Origin of the sequence: Pseudomonas nitroreducens TX1 (assembly GCF_000313755.1) — a bacterium.
Lineage (GTDB): Bacteria > Pseudomonadota > Gammaproteobacteria > Pseudomonadales > Pseudomonadaceae > Pseudomonas > Pseudomonas nitroreducens_A.
Window position 1 is genome coordinate 1 of the sequence record NZ_AMZB01000134.1, and the last position, 16,240, is coordinate 16,240.

The 16,240-nt window shown below is 66.6% G+C and carries 16 protein-coding genes; 2 read left to right on the top strand and 14 right to left on the bottom strand.

The window, feature by feature from the left end:
- Positions 1-41: 41 nt before the first annotated feature.
- From cls to zur, 14 genes are all read right to left on the bottom strand, one after another.
- Positions 42-1,475 (bottom strand): cardiolipin synthase, encoded by a 1,434-nt coding sequence (cls, locus tag C167_RS0125880; RefSeq protein ID WP_017521223.1) that lies wholly within the window; start codon positions 1,473-1,475, stop codon positions 42-44.
- A 42-nt stretch (positions 1,476-1,517) separates the two neighbouring features.
- Entirely contained in the window at positions 1,518-2,915 is a 1,398-nt protein-coding gene (locus C167_RS0125885; RefSeq protein WP_017521224.1) for an amidase, read from the bottom strand.
- 95 nt (positions 2,916-3,010) lie between these two features.
- On the bottom strand, positions 3,011-3,592 hold the full coding sequence (locus C167_RS0125890; RefSeq protein WP_017521225.1) for an alpha/beta hydrolase: 582 nt from the start codon (positions 3,590-3,592) through the stop codon (positions 3,011-3,013).
- A 118-nt stretch (positions 3,593-3,710) separates the two neighbouring features.
- Positions 3,711-4,364, bottom strand: a complete 654-nt coding sequence (locus C167_RS0125895) for a gamma-glutamylcyclotransferase (RefSeq protein WP_017521226.1) — start codon at positions 4,362-4,364, stop codon at positions 3,711-3,713.
- Positions 4,365-4,806: 442 nt separating this feature from the next.
- Complete coding sequence (locus C167_RS0125900) at positions 4,807-5,208, bottom strand: ExbD/TolR family protein (protein ID WP_017521227.1); 402 nt, start codon at positions 5,206-5,208, stop codon at positions 4,807-4,809.
- A 1-nt stretch (position 5,209) separates the two neighbouring features.
- Complete coding sequence (locus tag C167_RS0125905) at positions 5,210-5,926, bottom strand: MotA/TolQ/ExbB proton channel family protein (RefSeq protein ID WP_017521228.1); 717 nt, start codon at positions 5,924-5,926, stop codon at positions 5,210-5,212.
- 49 nt (positions 5,927-5,975) lie between these two features.
- Positions 5,976-6,791 (bottom strand): energy transducer TonB, encoded by an 816-nt coding sequence (locus tag C167_RS0125910; RefSeq protein WP_017521229.1) that lies wholly within the window; start codon positions 6,789-6,791, stop codon positions 5,976-5,978.
- Positions 6,792-7,416: 625 nt separating this feature from the next.
- On the bottom strand, positions 7,417-8,199 hold the full coding sequence (locus tag C167_RS0125915) for a MetQ/NlpA family ABC transporter substrate-binding protein (RefSeq protein WP_017521230.1): 783 nt from the start codon (positions 8,197-8,199) through the stop codon (positions 7,417-7,419).
- A gap of 41 nt (positions 8,200-8,240) precedes the next feature.
- Positions 8,241-8,906, bottom strand: a complete 666-nt coding sequence (locus tag C167_RS0125920; RefSeq protein WP_017521231.1) for a methionine ABC transporter permease — start codon at positions 8,904-8,906, stop codon at positions 8,241-8,243.
- Positions 8,903-9,913, bottom strand: coding sequence for a methionine ABC transporter ATP-binding protein (locus tag C167_RS0125925; protein WP_017521232.1), 1,011 nt, complete (start codon positions 9,911-9,913; stop codon positions 8,903-8,905). The genes C167_RS0125920 and C167_RS0125925 overlap by 4 nt, the downstream gene beginning before the upstream one ends.
- A gap of 193 nt (positions 9,914-10,106) precedes the next feature.
- Positions 10,107-10,490, bottom strand: coding sequence for a hypothetical protein (locus tag C167_RS0125930; RefSeq protein ID WP_017521233.1), 384 nt, complete (start codon positions 10,488-10,490; stop codon positions 10,107-10,109).
- 37 nt (positions 10,491-10,527) lie between these two features.
- A complete protein-coding gene (znuB, locus tag C167_RS0125935; RefSeq protein WP_017521234.1) occupies positions 10,528-11,316 on the bottom strand; it encodes a zinc ABC transporter permease subunit ZnuB in 789 nt (262 codons plus the stop codon).
- Positions 11,309-12,109: a zinc ABC transporter ATP-binding protein ZnuC gene (znuC, locus tag C167_RS0125940; protein ID WP_017521235.1), complete on the bottom strand. Its 801-nt coding sequence runs from the start codon at positions 12,107-12,109 to the stop codon at positions 11,309-11,311. Before znuC ends, znuB begins: the two co-directional genes overlap by 8 nt.
- Positions 12,109-12,615 carry a zinc uptake transcriptional repressor Zur gene (zur, locus tag C167_RS0125945; protein WP_017521236.1) on the bottom strand — a complete coding sequence of 169 codons (507 nt, stop codon included), beginning with the start codon at positions 12,613-12,615 and terminating at the stop codon, positions 12,109-12,111. Before zur ends, znuC begins: the two co-directional genes overlap by 1 nt.
- Positions 12,616-12,685: 70 nt before the next feature.
- Here zur and znuA point away from each other — a divergent pair, with 70 nt between their 5' ends.
- On the top strand, positions 12,686-13,624 hold the full coding sequence (gene znuA / locus C167_RS0125950) for a zinc ABC transporter substrate-binding protein ZnuA (RefSeq protein ID WP_017521237.1): 939 nt from the start codon (positions 12,686-12,688) through the stop codon (positions 13,622-13,624).
- Between the two features lie 463 nt (positions 13,625-14,087).
- The gene (locus C167_RS0125955) at positions 14,088-16,235 is read left to right on the top strand and encodes an adenosylcobalamin-dependent ribonucleoside-diphosphate reductase (protein ID WP_017521238.1); all 2,148 of its coding nucleotides are present in this window, start codon (positions 14,088-14,090) and stop codon (positions 16,233-16,235) included.
- Positions 16,236-16,240: the final 5 nt, after the last annotated feature.

Consider the following 16,240-nt stretch of genomic DNA (forward strand, 5'->3'; position numbering starts at 1 on the left):
GTAGGAGCGAGCTTGCTCGCGAACATCGCCGCTCCGAACCTTCAGAGAATCGGCGACACCAACCGCGCCACCCGCATCCCCAACTGTTGCAACCGGTGCACGCGCTTGCGGTCGTCCAGGGTCATCTCCACCGATTGCGCGAAATCCTCTTCCAGCATGCTTTCCACGTCGCGGGCGAAGCCTTCGTCGACGGTGATCACCATGATCTCGAAGTTCAGGCGGAAGGAGCGGTTGTCCAGGTTGGCGCTACCCACGGCGGCGCTGTCGTGGTCGATCAGCACCACCTTCTGGTGCAGGAACCCCGGCTGGTAGCGGAACACCCGTACGCCGGCGCGCACGGCCTCCAGCGCATACAGGCTGGATGCGGCGTAGACCGTCTTGTGGTCCGGCCGCGAGGGCAGCAGGATGCGCACGTCGACGCCGCGCAGCACCGCCAGGCGCAGGGCGGCGGCGACGGCTTCGTCCGGGACGAAGTACGGCGTGGTGATCCACACCCGCTCCACCGCCGCGTTGATCGACTCGACGAAGAACAGCGAGCAGGTTTCCTGGGTGTCCGCCGGGCCGCTGGGCACCACCTGGCAGAGCATCCCGGCGTCGTCGTAGCCGTCGGGCAGGATCAGCGTCGGCAGCGCGTGGGTGGCCCAGAACCAGTCTTCGGCGAAGCACTCCTGCAGGCAGGCCACGGCGGGGCCGTGCAGCTCGATGTGGGTGTCGCGCCAGGGCGCCAGCGGCGGTTTCTCGCCCAGGTATTCGACGCCGACGTTGTGCCCGCCAACGAAGCCGCGCACGCCATCGACCACCACGATCTTGCGGTGGTTGCGGAAGTTCACCTGGAAACGGTTGATCATTCCGCTGCCGGTGCTGAAGGCATGCACCTGCACACCGCTTTGGCGCAGGCGCTCGATGTAGCGGCGCGACAGCGCATGACTGCCAATGCCGTCATACAGAAGGAACACGTCCACGCCGTTGGCCGCGCGCTCCAGCAGCAACTGTGCGAGTCGCTGGCCCAGGGCGTCGTCGCGGACGATGAAGAACTGCACCAGGATGACTTTCCGCGCGCTGGAAATGGCCTCGAACATCGCCTCGAAGGAAGCCTTGCCGTTCACCAGCAGACGCACCTTGTTGTTCGCCAGCGTCGGCATGCGCGCCAGGGCGACCATGGCCTTGAGCGACTTGTAGGCGTGGTACTGGCGGGCGGCGAGGGCTTCTTCCACCCAGGGCCGCCAGTCCAGTTCGGCGGCGGCCACGTGCATTTCCTCGTTGGCCTGCCGGCGTGCGCCGATGTAGGCGTCGAAGCGGCTGCGACCGAATACCAGATAGGGCACCAGCGTCAGCAGCGGCATGAACACCAGCGAGGTCGCCCAGGCGATGGCGCCCTGCGCGGTGCGCACGCTGAGCACGGCGTGGACGGCAGCGACTATCCCCAGCAACTGGATGACCACCAGCAGGTGTGCGATGTAGGCGGAGTACTGCATGGGCGCGCGATCGAGTCCTTGTGGTCGGCGGTGGGCTTGAGCCTAGTTGGCTCCCGGCGGCTGTGGCCAGTTGTGAATGGGCCCGCGCCAATGTTCGTAAGCTTTTCCCAGGCGCAGCACCTCGATGTCGGCGAAGCGCGGGCCAACGATCTGCAGGCCGATGGGCATGCCGGCGCTGGTGAACCCGCAGTTGATCGAGAGTGCCGGTTGCTCGGACATGTTCCAGGGCACGGTGAAGCCGATGTGCTCGAAGGGCTGCGCCGGGTCGTTGGTGGGTGAGGCCCATTCGGCCGGGAAGGCGGCGACCTGGTTGGTCGGCGAGAGCAGGAAGTCTACTTCATGGAACTGCTCGGCAGCCCGTCGACGTATGTCGAACGTGCGGTTGTAGCCGCGCACCGCGTCGGCCCCGCTGACCGAGGCGCCGGCTTCGGCCCATTGGTAGATGTAGGGCAGGACCTTGGCCTGGCGTTCGCGCGGCAGGTTTTCCAGCTCGGCCCAGAGGCGTGCGCGCCAGAACTTGTCGAGGCCGTCGAGCAGCTCGCGGTCGAGGATCGGTTGCACTTCGACTATCTCCGCGCCTGCGTTGGCGAAGCGCCGGGCAACCGCCTCGACGGCGGCACGGACTTCCGGCTTCGGTTGCAGGCCGCAACCCGGATCGAGTTGCAGGCCGATGCGCAGGCCCTGCACATCCAGCGGCTCGATGTGCCAGTCCAGGTCCGCCGGCGGCAGGGACGTGGCGTCGCGCCAGTCCGGGCGGGCCAGGTGCTTCATCATCAGCGCCGCATCATCCAGGGTACGGGTCATGGGGCCGGCGCAGCGCCCGGTGTAGTAAGGATCGATGGGAATGCGCCCGAAGCTCGGCTTGAAACCGACCAGGCCGCACCAGCCCGCCGGCAGGCGCACCGAGCCGCCGATGTCGGTACCGATGTGCAGCGGCCCGTAGCCAGCGGCGGCGGCCGAGGCGGCGCCGGCGCTGGAGCCGCCCGGGTTCATGCGCAGGTCCCAGGGGTTGCGCGCCAGTTCGTGGAAGCTGGAAAGCCCGGAGGAGAGCATGCCGAAGTCCGGCACCGTGGTCTTGCCCAGCAGGATCGCGCCGGCCTCGAACATCCGCGCGGCGGGTGGTGCATCGCCGACGGACGGCTGCAGCACGGTGGCTGCGCTGCCCTGGGGAATCGGGTCGCCACGGGTGGCGATCAGCTCCTTGATGGTCACCGGCACGCCATCCAGCTCGCCGCAGGGCGCGCAGCGAATCCACCGCGCCTCGGAGCGTCGCGCCTGCTCCATCGCCCGCTGCGGGTCGAAGGCGTAGAGCGCGCAGAGCCGGGGCTCCCAGCGGTCGATGTGGGCGATCAGGTGCTCCAGGTACTCGACGGGGGACAACTGGTGCGAGCGATACAGGGCCAGCAGTTCGACGGCGGACAGGTCGTGCAACGGTGGCATGGCGGTCTCCGGCGTGGGGCTATGCCTCACCCTAGCCGAATCCGCGCCAGGAGGGGATAGGCGCGGACGTCACACCGCGCGCCTCATGGGTGGGATCAGGCGCGCTGGCGCGATTGCTGGTCGATCAGGTACTGCAGGCGATACAGATGACGGTAGCCCGATTCCCAGGCGCCGTGGCCGGATTTCACGTTGATGTGCCCGGCGGAGGGCAGGATCACCGTCTCGCTGCCCCAGGCACGGCCAAGGATCAGCGCGCGCTGCGGGCTGCAGGCGGCGTCGTTGTCCGACCCCACCAGCACGGCGGGAAAGGGCAGCGTCTGTGTGGCGATGGGGGCAAAGTTGCGCAGGGCTTCGTGGCAGGTTTCCCGCTCCACGTCGGCCGGGGCGACCAGCAGGGCACCGGCGACCTGTGCCAGGGTGCGGCGGTCGGCGCGAGCCGCCCAGGAGGCGACGGTGACGCAACCCAGGCTGTGGGCGATCAGCACCACGCGGCCCGGTTCCCGGCGGATCTCGCGGTCCAGTTCGGCGACCCAGTCGTTGTGCTGCGGGGTGATCCAGTCCTGCTGCTGCACCCGCGCGGCGTTCGGCAGGGCGCGCTGCCAGTGGCTTTGCCAGTGCGCGTCGTCGGAACCGTGCCAGCCCGGCACGATCAGGTAGCGGATGCGTTCATTGCGCATGGATCGGCCCTCTCGAATGGTCATGGGAAGACATTCTAGGGAGGGTTTTAATGTGCGTTAAGGAATAAGAAATTCTTTGCTTATGCAGTATCACAACTAAGCAAACGGCTATAAGCGCTTAGTCCTGCACCCGGCGCAGCGGGCAGCAGCGCGCCAGGATGCCTTCCAGGTTGAGGTCGGGCATGGCGTATTCGCGCAGCGCCTTGGCAGTCTGCTCGACATAGTCGCGGGTGGTACCGAAGTGGCCCTGGGCGCTGGCCAGGACGTGCTCGACGATGTTGTCCGGCAGGGAGCCGGCGTAGCTGGGCAGGTGGCGTTCGAGGACGAAGCCCAGGGCGCGCACGCGGGTGCCGTCGTCGAGGCGGCAATTCAGCCACTCCGGGCGGTAGGAGGCGTAGGGCATCTCCCGTTCCCAGAGCGCGTAGAGGTTGGCGTCGAGGTTCTCGTCGGGCAGGCGGAAGGCGAAGCCGGCGCAGGAGCCGCCACGATCCAGGCCGAGCACCAGGCCCGGCGCTTCCGGGGTGCCGCGGTGGGTGAGGGACCACAGGTACAGCCCGCGGTGGTAGCCATGCACCCTCGCACGGCGCGCCTCGGCCACCGGGAATTCCGGGCGCCAGATCAGCGAGCCGTAGGCGAACAGCCACACGGGACCGGCGCCGTGTTCGCTCATGGTGATATCGAGCGAGGCGCGCAGCTGTGCGGGTGTGAAGCGTTCCGGCACCCCCAGTGTCGGCGGATAGAACGGGCCTTCCGAAGCGGGAGACGATGTCATGCGGTACCCCTCAGGTCTCCAGACTGTCCTCAACTTAGTAGAACTGCGGCGGCCACGGAAGGGCCTGAAAGGCATAGGTTTATTGCCAGGGCGCGGAGGACGACGAACGGCGGGTGATTTGGCCGGCGCAGGGCCGCTTGCGCTCTCGTAGGGCGCATAACGCGCCAGCGTTATCCGCCCTACGGTTCTGTAGGCTGCCCGGCGAACGTAGGAGCGGACTCCGTCCGCGATCGATTTCCGGCCGCTCGGAACTGGACGATTGGACATCGCGGACGGAGTTCGCTCCTACGCGATCGGTAAATATCGGCGTGGGGGCGCGTAGTGTGCGGATAAAAAAAGGCCGCTCACCCCTGCCTGAGTATTGGGAGAGCGGCCTTGAAGCTCGGTACGTTGTGGAGGTCCCTTTCTACACCCGCTCTGTTTCAGGCGTCTTACAGGTTCCTCAGCGCGCGGTGATCACCGCCAGTTTGGTAATGCCCGCCTTCTCGATGGAGGCCATGGCCTTGGCCACCTGGCCGTAGTTCACGGTCTCGTCGGCCTGCAATTGCACGCGGACCTCGGCATCCTTGGCCTTTGCCGCCGCCAGGTTGCCCTGCAGCAGCTCGGGCTGGATCTCGTCCTTGTTGATGAACCACTTGCCCGCGCCGTCGATGCTGACCACCAGCGGGTCCTTCTGCTCCGGCGGGGCGACTGCTTCGGTCTTGGGCAGGTTGATCGGGATGGCGTTGGTCAGCAGCGGCGCGGTGACGATGAACACCACCAGCAGCACCAGCATCACGTCCACCAGCGGGGTGACGTTGATCTCGGAGAGAACCTCGTCGCTGTCCTGGGTCGAGAAGGCCATGTCAGCTCGCCTCCTTCACGCTGGCGCCGGCAGCCGGTTTGCGCGCGGCGGTGGGCAGGGTGACGACGCGGAAGGCGCTCTTCTGCGCGAGGCTGTAGAAGTCGTGGGCGAAGTCGTCGAGGTCGGCCGCGGTGAGCTTCAGGCGACGCAGGAAGTAGTTGTAGACCAGCACCGCTGGCACTGCGACGGCGATACCCACGCCGGTGGCGATCAGCGCGCTACCGATGGGGCCAGCCACGGTTTCCAGGCTCGCCGAGCCCGCCGCGCTGATGCCCTTGAGCGCTTCCATGATGCCCCACACGGTGCCGAAGAGGCCGATGAAGGGCGAGGTGGAACCGATCGAGGCGAGCACCGCCAGGCCCGATTCCAGGGAGCGGCGCTCGCGCTGGATCTGCTGGCGCAGGGCGCGTTCGAGGCGGTCCTGGTGATTGATCGATTGGGCGAGGTCCGGCTGGCCGTGGTCCTGCACCTGGATGGCGGCGAAGCCGGCCTGGGCCACGCGGGCTCCGGCGCCGGGCTTGCCGGCGGCCTGGTCACCGGCCGATTCGAGGCTGGTGGCGCTCCAGAACTGCTTCTGGAAACGCTTGTCCTGGGATTTCTGGCGGGTGAACTGGACGCCTTTCACCAGGGCCAGGGCCCAGGTGACGACGGAGAAGCCGACCAGCAGCCAGATGACTGCGCCTTCGACGGATTCCAGGGGGTTAAGGGGCAGACTCATGGGTGTTCTCCTTCCGCGATTCTCGTGCGGCTGATCTGGGCAAGTTGAATCAATGCAATTTGAAATCGATGGGTACGCTGACCCAGCCGTCCTGGGCGACGTCGCCGCGCTTGGCGGGGACGAAGCTCCAGCGTTTCACCGCGCGCACCGCGGCATCGTCCAGGGCGTCGCGACCGCTGCTCTTCTGCACCTGGATTTCGCTCGGGCTACCGCTGGCGAGCACATGCACCCGCAGCAGCACGGTGCCTTCCCAGCCACGGCGCTGGGCCAGCGGCGGGTATTCCGGCGCCGGGTTCTTCAGGTATCCGGCACTGGCCGAGGGCGGCGTCAGCGGTGCCGGGGCCGGCGCTGGCGGAGCGGGTGGTGCCGGTTGCGGCGGCGGGGTTTCGGCCTTGGGCGGCGTGGGTTGCTCGACCGGCTTGGGCACGGGTTTGGGCTTGGCCACCGGTTTGGGCTTGGGTTTGGGAATCGGTTTGGGCGGCGGAGGTTTCACCGCGTTCTCGTCCACCACCGGGGGTGGCGGCTCCTGCACCACCGGCTCGGGAATCGGTTCGGGCGGCGGCGGTTCGACCACCGGCGGCGTCGGCGCGGTGAATTCGATGGTCATCGGCGGCACCTGCGGTGGCACCTCCGGCAACTTCGGCGTGGGCTGCTGGCTCAGCCAGTAGATCACCGCGCCGTGCAACGTCAGGGCGAACAGACCGAGCAGGACGGCTTCGCGGCGGCTCAGCGCGCGGGCTTTTGCCGGCACATGGCGGCCCAGCTCCAGCGCGTGGCGCAGCGGACGGCCGAGATCGACCAGGTCGCCGCCGGGCACGTGGCGCAGGAAAGCATCCGGCGCGAGGGCATGCTGGGTTTGAGCCATGAACGATCTCCTTGCAGGTCTGCGCGGCTCTAAGACGCGCTTGGAACGGACCTGCATGATTGGTGGAGCGTCTTAGCTCTTGAAGTGATTGTTTCTATTATTTAAATAACTTTCGGTGCTATATGTTTTTGCCGGATCGCTGCAGGCCCCGGCAGCCGTGGCTTTGCGAGAATCGATGAAAAACCGATGCCTTTGCCGCATGGAAAATATGCAAGGAAGGTTGGCGAAAATTTGCTCAAAGCGCTGGGGTGTTGCGCGTCAAGGTAGGAGCAACGGGGTCTTTTCTCTAAAAGTCCGTGCCGAGATATTCCCTCTCCCTAACCCTCTCCCTGAAGGGAGAGGGGACCGTTCGGCGCAGGGTGAAACCACTGCGTTAGCCGGCGCGGACAGCTCTCTCCCTTCGGAGCAGGTGCACAGCCAGGGCAGGGAGAGAGGGCAGGCCCCGCCGCGATAGTAGGAGCGAGCTTGCTCGCCGAACAGTGTTGGACGGGTTCGCGAGCAAGCTCGCTCCTACGAAAAGCCCCAGGCCCACACTCCGGAGCCCACGCGCCGGAAAACGGAACGCCGGAAACGAAAAAGCCCAGTCAATCGACCGGGCTTTTCTTGAGCGTCAGCTTCGCGGCGATCAGAACGCCGGAACGACGGCGCCCTTGTACTTCTCGAGGATGAACTGCCTCACCTCGGGGCTGTGCAGGGCGGCGGCCAGCTTCTGCATGGCGGCACTGTCCTTGTTGTCCGGGCGGGCAACAAGGATGTTCACGTAGGGCGAGTCGGCGCCTTCGATGGCCAGCGCGTCCTGGGTGGGGTTCAGCTTGGCTTCCAGGGCGTAGTTGGTGTTGATCAGGGCGAGGTCGACCTGGGTCAGCACGCGCGGCAGGGTGGCCGCTTCCAGCTCACGCACCTTGATGTTCTTCGGATTCTCGACGATGTCTTTCGGGGTGGCGGTGATGGACTTGTTGTCCTTGAGCTTGATCACACCGACCTTGTCCAGCAGCAGCAGGGCGCGGCCGCCATTGGTGGCGTCGTTGGGGATCACCACGGTGGCGCCCGAGGGCAGCTCTTCGAGCTTCTTGAACTTGGTGGAGTAGGCGCCCAGCGGCTCGATGTGTACGCCGGTGACGGCGGTCAGGCTGGTGCCCTTGGTCTTGTTGAACTCATCCAGGTACGGCTGGTGCTGGAAGAAGTTGGCGTCCAGGCGCTTTTCGGCGACCTGGGTGTTGGGCTGCACGTAGTCGGTGAATTCCTTCACCTTCAGTTCAACCCCTTCCTTGGCCAGGATGGGTTTGACGAAGTTGAGGATCTCGGCGTGCGGCACCGGGGTGGCGGCAACGGTCAGGCTGTCGGCGGCCTGGGCCAGCGGGGCGCCGATGACGGCGGCGGCAGCGAACGCGGCGAACAGTTTCTTCATGCTTGGCTCCTTGGTCGGCCCGCATCCGGCGGGCCCTGCGGTTATTTGCGGGAATAGTGGACCACCAGCTTGTCGCCGACGGTCTGCAGGATCTGGACGAGGACCACCAGCATCACCACGGTGAGCAGCATCACGTCGTCCTGGAAGCGTTGGTAGCCGTAGCGGATCGCCAGGTCGCCGAGGCCGCCGGCGCCCACCACGCCTGCCATCGCGGTGTAGGACACCAGGGTGATGGCGGTGACGGTGATGGCGGCGATGATGCCCGGACGGGCCTCGGGCAGCAGGGCGTTCCAGATGATCTGGCGGGTGGTGGCGCCCATGGCCTGGGTCGCCTCGATGATGCCCTTGTCCACCTCGCGCAGGGCGGTTTCCACCAGGCGCGCGAAGAACGGCGTGGCACCGACCACGAGCGGCGGGATGGCCCCGGCGACGCCCAGCGACGTGCCGACCAGGATCACCGTCAGCGGGATCAACACGATCAGAAGGATGATGAACGGCAGCGAACGCAGCACGTTGACGATGAACGCCAGCACGCCGTAGATGCCACGGTTGGCGAACATCTGCTTGGGCCCGGTGAGGAACAGCAGCACGCCCAGCGGCAGGCCGAGGATGACGGTGAACAGCAGCGAACCGCCGAGCATCCAGAAGGTGTCGAGGCTGGCCTGGAGGATTTCCGACCAGTCGATATTCACGAAGAAGTCGTTCATGCGCGCAGCACCTCCACATGGACGTCGGCAGCGTTGAGCTGCGCCAGGGCGGCTTCGATGTCACCGCCCACCAGGGACAGGGTGAGCTGGCCGTAGGGCTGGTCCTTGATGCGGTCGATGCGCCCGGCAAGGATGCTGTAGTCCACGCCGGTCTGGCGCGCAACGGTGCCCAGCAGCGGCGCGTAGGTCGCCTCGCCACGGAAGGTCAGGCGCAGGATGCGGCCCGGCACGTGGGCGAAGTCATCGTGCTGCTCGTCCTCGTCGACTCGCTCGGCCTCGAAGACGAAACGGCGGGTGGTGTCGTGCTGCGGATGGAGGAACACGTCGGCGACCTCGCCCTGTTCGACGATGCGCCCGGCATCCATCACCGCCACCTGGTCGCAGACGCGGCGGATCACGTCCATCTCGTGGGTGATCAGGACGATGGTCAGCTTCAGCTCGCGGTTGATCTCCGCCAGCAATTGCAGGACCTGGCCGGTGGTCTGCGGGTCGAGGGCGCTGGTGGCCTCGTCGCAGAGCAGGATGGTCGGTCGGCAGGCCAGGGCACGTGCGATGCCGACGCGCTGCTTCTGGCCGCCGGAGAGCTGCGCCGGGTATTTGCGGGCGTGGTCCTTGAGGCCGACGCGCTCGAGCAGTTCGTCCACCCGCGCGCTGATTTCGGTGGCGCTGAAGGTGCCGGCGAGCTTCATCGGCATGGCGATGTTGTCGGCGACGGTCTTGGAGGCCAGCAGGTTGAAGTGCTGGAAGATCATCCCGACGCGCTGGCGGAAGCGGCGCAGGCCGTCGGCGTCCAGGGCGGTGATGTCTTCGCCGTCGATGACGATGCGTCCGCCGCTGGGCTCTTCCAGGCGGTTGATCAGGCGCAGCAGGGTACTTTTACCGGCGCCGGAATGGCCGATCAGGCCGAACACCTGGCCGCCCTCGATGGACAGGCGGGTCGGCTGCAGGGCCGGGATATCGCGTCCGGCGACGCGATAGGTCTTGTGGACGTCGTGGAATTCGATCACGTAGCGAACCTTGTGGGTACGGGGAGGCGCCGCTCGCCGCCAGGGCCGTCGGATGAACAGGCGTAGGCAACGAGCGTAGGCGGTCAGCCAAAACCGCGCATTTTAACCTGCTTTTTTATGGCTGATTAATCTTTGTTCAGCTAAGCACGGAACAAAAGGGAATAACGGGCGCCCCGGGCGGGCGCCCGTGGGCTCAGGGCGTGCAGTTCGGCTGGGCAGCCGGCGCAGGAATATCGGGCTTCTGCAGGCCGCTCACGTCGGCAGCGACGCCGGGGGCGCGGGGCATCAGCGAACGGGCGCGGGTCAGGGCGGTGGTGGCGCCGTTGACGTCGCCCTTGGCCAGGGCGGCGCGGCTGCGCTCCAGGTAGGCGTCGGCCAGGCGCTGGCGGCGCTCGGCGAGCTGGGCGGCGTCTTCCTGTTCGGAACCCAGCGCGAGCTGCGCGGACTCCAGGCGGCCGGCGGCCAGTTCGGTCTCGAAGCCACTGCTGGCGGGCGGATTGCTCGCGGTGCTCTGGCAGGCCGCAAGGGCCAGCGCCATGGCCATCAGCGCGAACAGGCGGATGACGAACGACTTCATGCGTCAGGGTCTCTTTTGATCAAAAAATCGCCAAATTCTACACCGTCCGGCGCGGCAGGACAAAACTCAGCAGGAACAGGGCCGCCGCACTGACGACTATGGAGGGGCCGGCGGGGGTGTCCTTGAACCAGGACAGCGAGAGCCCGGCGCACACCGCCACCAGGCCGATCAGACTCGCGCCGAAGGCCATTTGTTCAGGGCTGCGCGCATGCCGCTGGGCGGCGGCGGCGGGGATGATCAGCAGCGAGGTGATCAGCAGCACGCCGACGATCTTCATGGCCACGGCGATGACGATGGCGATCAGCAGCATCAGCGCCAGGCGGATGGCGGTCACCGGCAGGCCTTCGACCCGCGCCAGTTCCTCGTGCACGGTGATCGCGAGCAGCGGCCGCCACAGCCAGCAGATCAGCCCCAGCACCAGCGCGCTGCCGGCGACGATCCACAGGAGGTCGGTCTGGCTGACGGCGAGCAGGTCGCCGAACAGGTAGGCCATCAGGTCGACGCGCACTTCCTTCATGAAGCTCAGGGTCACCAGGCCCAGCGACAGCGTGCTGTGCGCGAGGATGCCGAGCAGGGTGTCGGCGGCCAGTGGCTGGCGCTGCTGCAGGGTGACCAGCAGGACGGCGAGCAGCACGCAGCCCACGGTCACCGCCAGCGTCGGGCTGACGTCCAGCAGGAAGCCCAGGGCCACGCCGAGCAGGGCGGCGTGGGACAGGGTGTCGCCGAAATAGGCCATGCGTCGCCAGACGACGAACGAACCCAGGGGCCCGGCGACCACCGCCAGGGCCAGCCCGGCGAGGAGGGCGTTGAGCAGGAAATCAGCCATGGTTGCAGTCGGGGCCGTGCTGGTGGACCGGAGTGAAGCGGGTGCCGGCGGGGAAGGCAGGTTTCACCACCTCGCCGTGCAGGTCGTGGGAATGGTCGTGGTGGTGGTGATAGACCGCGAGGCTGCGGGCGTCCTGGCCGAACAGTTCGACGAAGGCCGGGTCGCCGCTGACCTGTTCCGGATGTCCGGAGCAGCAGACGTGGCGGTTCAGGCAGACCACCTTGTCGGTGGCGCTCATCACCAGGTGCAGGTCGTGGGAAACCATCAGCACGCCGCAGCCGAGGCGGTCGCGCAGGCGACCGATCAGGCGGTACAGCTCGGCTTGCCCGGCGACGTCGACGCCCTGCACGGGCTCGTCGAGCACCAGCAGCTCCGGCTTGCGCAGCAGGGCGCGGGCCAGCAGCACACGCTGCAGCTCACCGCCGGAGACGCTCTGCAAGGGCTTGTCGATGACGTGGGCGGCGCCGACTTCCTTCAGTGCATCAAGCGCGTGGGAGCGCTGCACACCGGGAACGAGACGCAGGAAACGGAAGACGGTCAGCGGCAGGGTCGGGTCGACGTGGAGCTTCTGCGGCATGTAGCCGATGGACAGCTTGGGCGCCCGCCAGACGCTGCCGGTGTCGGGCTTGAGCAGGCCGAGCACGCTGCGCACCAGGGTCGTCTTGCCGGCGCCGTTTGGGCCGATCAGGGTGACGATCTCGCCCGGCGCGATGGTCAGGTCGACATTCTGCAGTACCGCCTGGCCGGCGTAACTGACGCCGACACCTTGCAGGCGGATCAAGGTGTCGCCCATCACGCCTCCCGCTGGCCGGGAGCGCAGGCGCCACAGAGGCCGACGATCTCGACGGTCTGGGTTTCCACGGCGAAGCCGACGCCCTTGGCGCCGGCGACGATGGCCTCGCTGATGGCCGGCTGCTCCAGCTCGATGGCGGTATGGCAGGCACGGCAGATCAGGAACTGGCCTTCATGGGCGTGCTCCGGATGCGCGCAGCCGATGAAGGCGTTGAGCGAGGCGATGCGGTGCACCAGGCCGTTTTCCAGGAGGAAGTCCAGCGCGCGGTAGACCGTCGGCGGTGCTGCCTTGCGGCCGTCTTCCTCGCTCAGCACGGCGAGGATGTCGTAGGCGCCCAGCGGCTTGTGGCTCGCCCAGACCAACTCCAGCACGCGCCGGCGCAGTTCGGTCAGGCGTACGCCCTGGCGCGCGCACAGCGCGTCGGCGTCGGCCAGGGCACTGGCCACGCAGTTGGCATGGTCGTGCGGACGGCAGGCGAGGGGAGTCTTCGGGGCGATCTTGTACATGCGCGGCGACGCTCGGGGTCAGAGACGTTATTATATTACTCTTTCATATCTCCTCTGTGTGAGTGCCGCCGTGTCCTTCCGTCCCGTCGCCCTGCTGACCGCTGCCTGCGCGCTGCTGCTCAGCCTCCCCGTGCGTGCCGAGGTCAGCGTGCTGACCAGCATCAAGCCGCTGCAACTGATCGCCGCCGCCATCCAGGACGGCGAGGGCACGCCGGACGTGCTGCTGCCGCCGGGCGCCTCGCCGCACAGCTACTCGCTGCGCCCGTCCGATATCCGCCGTGTGCGTGACGCGCAGTTGTTCTACTGGGTCGGCCCGGACCTGGAGAACTTCCTGCCCAAGGTGCTGGACAGCCGCAAGGGCCCGAGCGTCGCCCTGCAGGACCAGGCCGGCATGCACCTGCGCAAGTTCGCCAACTTCAGTGAGTCCAACCACCCGGACCATGGCGATGACCACGATGACCTGGGTCACGACCACGATCACCGCCCCGGCATGATCGACGCACATTTGTGGCTTTTGCCGAGCAATGCGCAGGTCATCGCGGCGCGCATGGCGGAGGATCTGGCGATCGCCGACCCGGCCAACGCCAGCCGCTACCAGGCCAACCTGAAGGCCTTCGATGAGCGCATGGAGACCCTGGATGCCCGCCTGAAGCAGCGCATCGACCCGCTCAAGGGCAAGCCATTCTTCGTCTTCCACGAGGCCTTCGACTACTTCGAGGAGGCCTACGGGCTGCGCCATGCCGGCGTCTTCGCCGTGTCCGCCGATGTGCAGCCGGGCGCCCGCCATGTGGCGGCCATGCGCGCGCAACTGCAGAAGGCCGGCCCGTCCTGCATCTTCAGCGAACCGCCGATCCGCCCGCGCCTGGCCGACACCCTGAGCCAGGGCCTGCCGGTGCGCCTGGCCGAGCTGGATGACCTGGGCCTGGGCGTGACGGTGGATGCCCAGGGCTACGAGAAGCTGCTGGGCAACCTGGCGAATGAATTCGCGGGGTGCCTGGAGAAGCTCTGAGTTGGGGTTCTCGGGGAACTCCTCTGCCTGGGTTTCCGCTCTCCCAGCCCTGGCTACACGCCCCGCTCCGAAGGGAGAGGGAGCCGTTCGGCATGCTTTGAAACTGCAGGGTTAGCCGGCAAACGTTGAGCTGCCAGCTCGCACAGGACAGTCCCCTCTCCCTTCAGGGAGAGGGTGCCTCCGCTCGCACCTGAGTTCCCTGATGGCGCGGCACAACGCCATCCCCGCGCCTGATCGCCGCACCTTCTCTGTCCGAAATTTCCCGCCCTTTCCTCCCCTGGCTCCCCGCCAATCGTCGGCTTTACGCATCTTTTCCTACGCCTTCGGCTCAACCGTCTATCGTTTCCGTCTGGGGGCTCCTGGCACAACATATTGATGGTGATCAGGAATCTATGCCTACATATGGGGTCTACTCGCGCTCCATTTGCGCCTGCCAACCAACCGACAGGAGGTTATTTCCCGGATGGCCAAGACCGATGCGCGCCAACGCGGCGCCAACCCAGGAGTTCTCGCCCTGCAGCCTGCCTCGCAGGACATCTGGGACAGCAAGTACCGCCTCAAGCAGAAGAGCGGAGACCCCATCGACGGCAGCGTCGACGAGACCTGGCAGCGCGTCGCCCGCGCCCTCGCCGACGTCGAGGCCAACAAGGCCCTGCGCGAGCACTGGTACGAGCGCTTCCTCTGGGCCCTGCGCAACGGCGCCATCCCGGCCGGACGGATCATTTCCAACGCCGGCGCCCAGGGGCACAAGCCGGCCACCTCGACCATCAACTGCACCGTCTCCGGGATCATCCGCGACTCCATGGACGACATCCTGGAGAAGGTCCACGAGGCCGGGCTGACGCTCAAGGCCGGCTGCGGCATCGGCTACGAATTCAGTACCCTGCGCCCGCGCGGCGCCTACGTCTCCGGTGCCGGCGCGCATACCAGCGGGCCGCTGTCGTTCATGGATATCTACGACAAGATGTGCTTCACCGTCAGTTCCGCCGGCGGGCGGCGCGGCGCGCAGATGGGTACCTTCGATGTCAGCCATCCGGACGTGCGCGAGTTCATCCGCGCCAAGCGCGAAGACGGCCGCCTGCGCCAGTTCAACCTCAGCCTGCTGATCACCGACGGCTTCATGAACGCCGTGGAGGACGACGAGGACTGGCCACTGGTGTTCCCGATTCACCAGAAGGAGCGCGACGAGGTCGACCTGGCCAACGCCGATGAAGTGGTCTGGCGCGACTGGCCGCTGCACGACGACTACCTGGTGGGCGACGACGGCCGCGTGGCCTGCAAGGTCTACGGGCGGGTCAAGGCGCGGCACCTGTGGGACATGATCATGGTATCCACCTACGACTACGCCGAACCCGGCTTCATCCTCATCGACCGGGTCAACGAGATGAACAACAACTGGTGGTGCGAGGCGATCCGCGCCACCAATCCCTGCGGCGAGCAGCCATTGCCGCCCTACGGCTCCTGCCTGTTGGGCTCGGTGAACCTGACCAGCTTCGTGATCGACGCCTTTGGTGACAACGCACGCTTCGACTGGGAGCGCTACCGCGAAGTGGTCCGGGTGTTCACCCGCATGCTCGACAACGTGGTGGAGATCAACGGCCTGCCGCTGGAACAGCAGCGCGCGGAAATCCTCGGCAAACGCCGCCACGGCATGGGCTTCCTCGGGCTGGGCTCGGCGCTGACCCTGCTCAAGCTGCGCTATGGCAGCGCGGAAGCCTGTGTGTTCACCGAGGAAGTGGCGCGTGAGATGGCCCTGGTGGGTTGGGAAATGGCGCTGGAGCTGTCCCGCGAGAAAGGTCCGGCGCCGGCCCTGGTCAAGGAATACGAAGTCACTGCCGAGATGCTGCGCAAGCGCCCGGAAATGAAGGCCGACGGCATCAAGGTCGGCGACAAGGTCGCGGGCCGTGTGCTGCACGCCAAGTATTCGCGCTACATGCAGCGTGTCGCCGAGCATGCACCGCAGCTGATCGAGGAACTGGCCGAGCACGGCGCGCGCTTCACCCACCACAGCTCCATCGCGCCCACCGGCACCATCAGCCTGAGCCTGGCCAACAACGCCTCCAACGGCATCGAGCCGAGCTTCGCCCACCATTATTCGCGCAACCTGATCCGCGCGGGACGCAAGACCAAGGAGAAGATCTCGGTCTTCAGCTACGAGCTGCTGGCCTACCGCGACCAGGTGGACAACCACGCCGTACCCGGCGCCGAGGAAGAAAAGCACCGCCTGCCGGACTACTTCATCACCGCCGACGACATCACCCCGCAGCAGCACGTGGACATCCAGGCCGCCGCGCAGAAGTGGATCGACTCGTCGATCTCCAAGACCGCCAACGTCCCCACCGACTACCCGTTCGAGGACTTCAAGGACATCTACCTCTACGCGTGGCGCCAGGGCCTGAAAGGCTGCACCACCTTCCGCTTCAACCCGGCGGCCTTCCAGGGCGTGCTGGTGAAGGAATCGGACCTGGAGAAGACGCTGTACCGCTTCGAGCTGGAAGATGGCAGCGTGGTGGAACTCAAGGGCAACGAGGAAGTGGAGTACGACGGCGAGATCCATACCGCCGCCAACCTCTTCGACGCCTTGAAAGAAGGTTATTACGGCAAGTACTGATACCC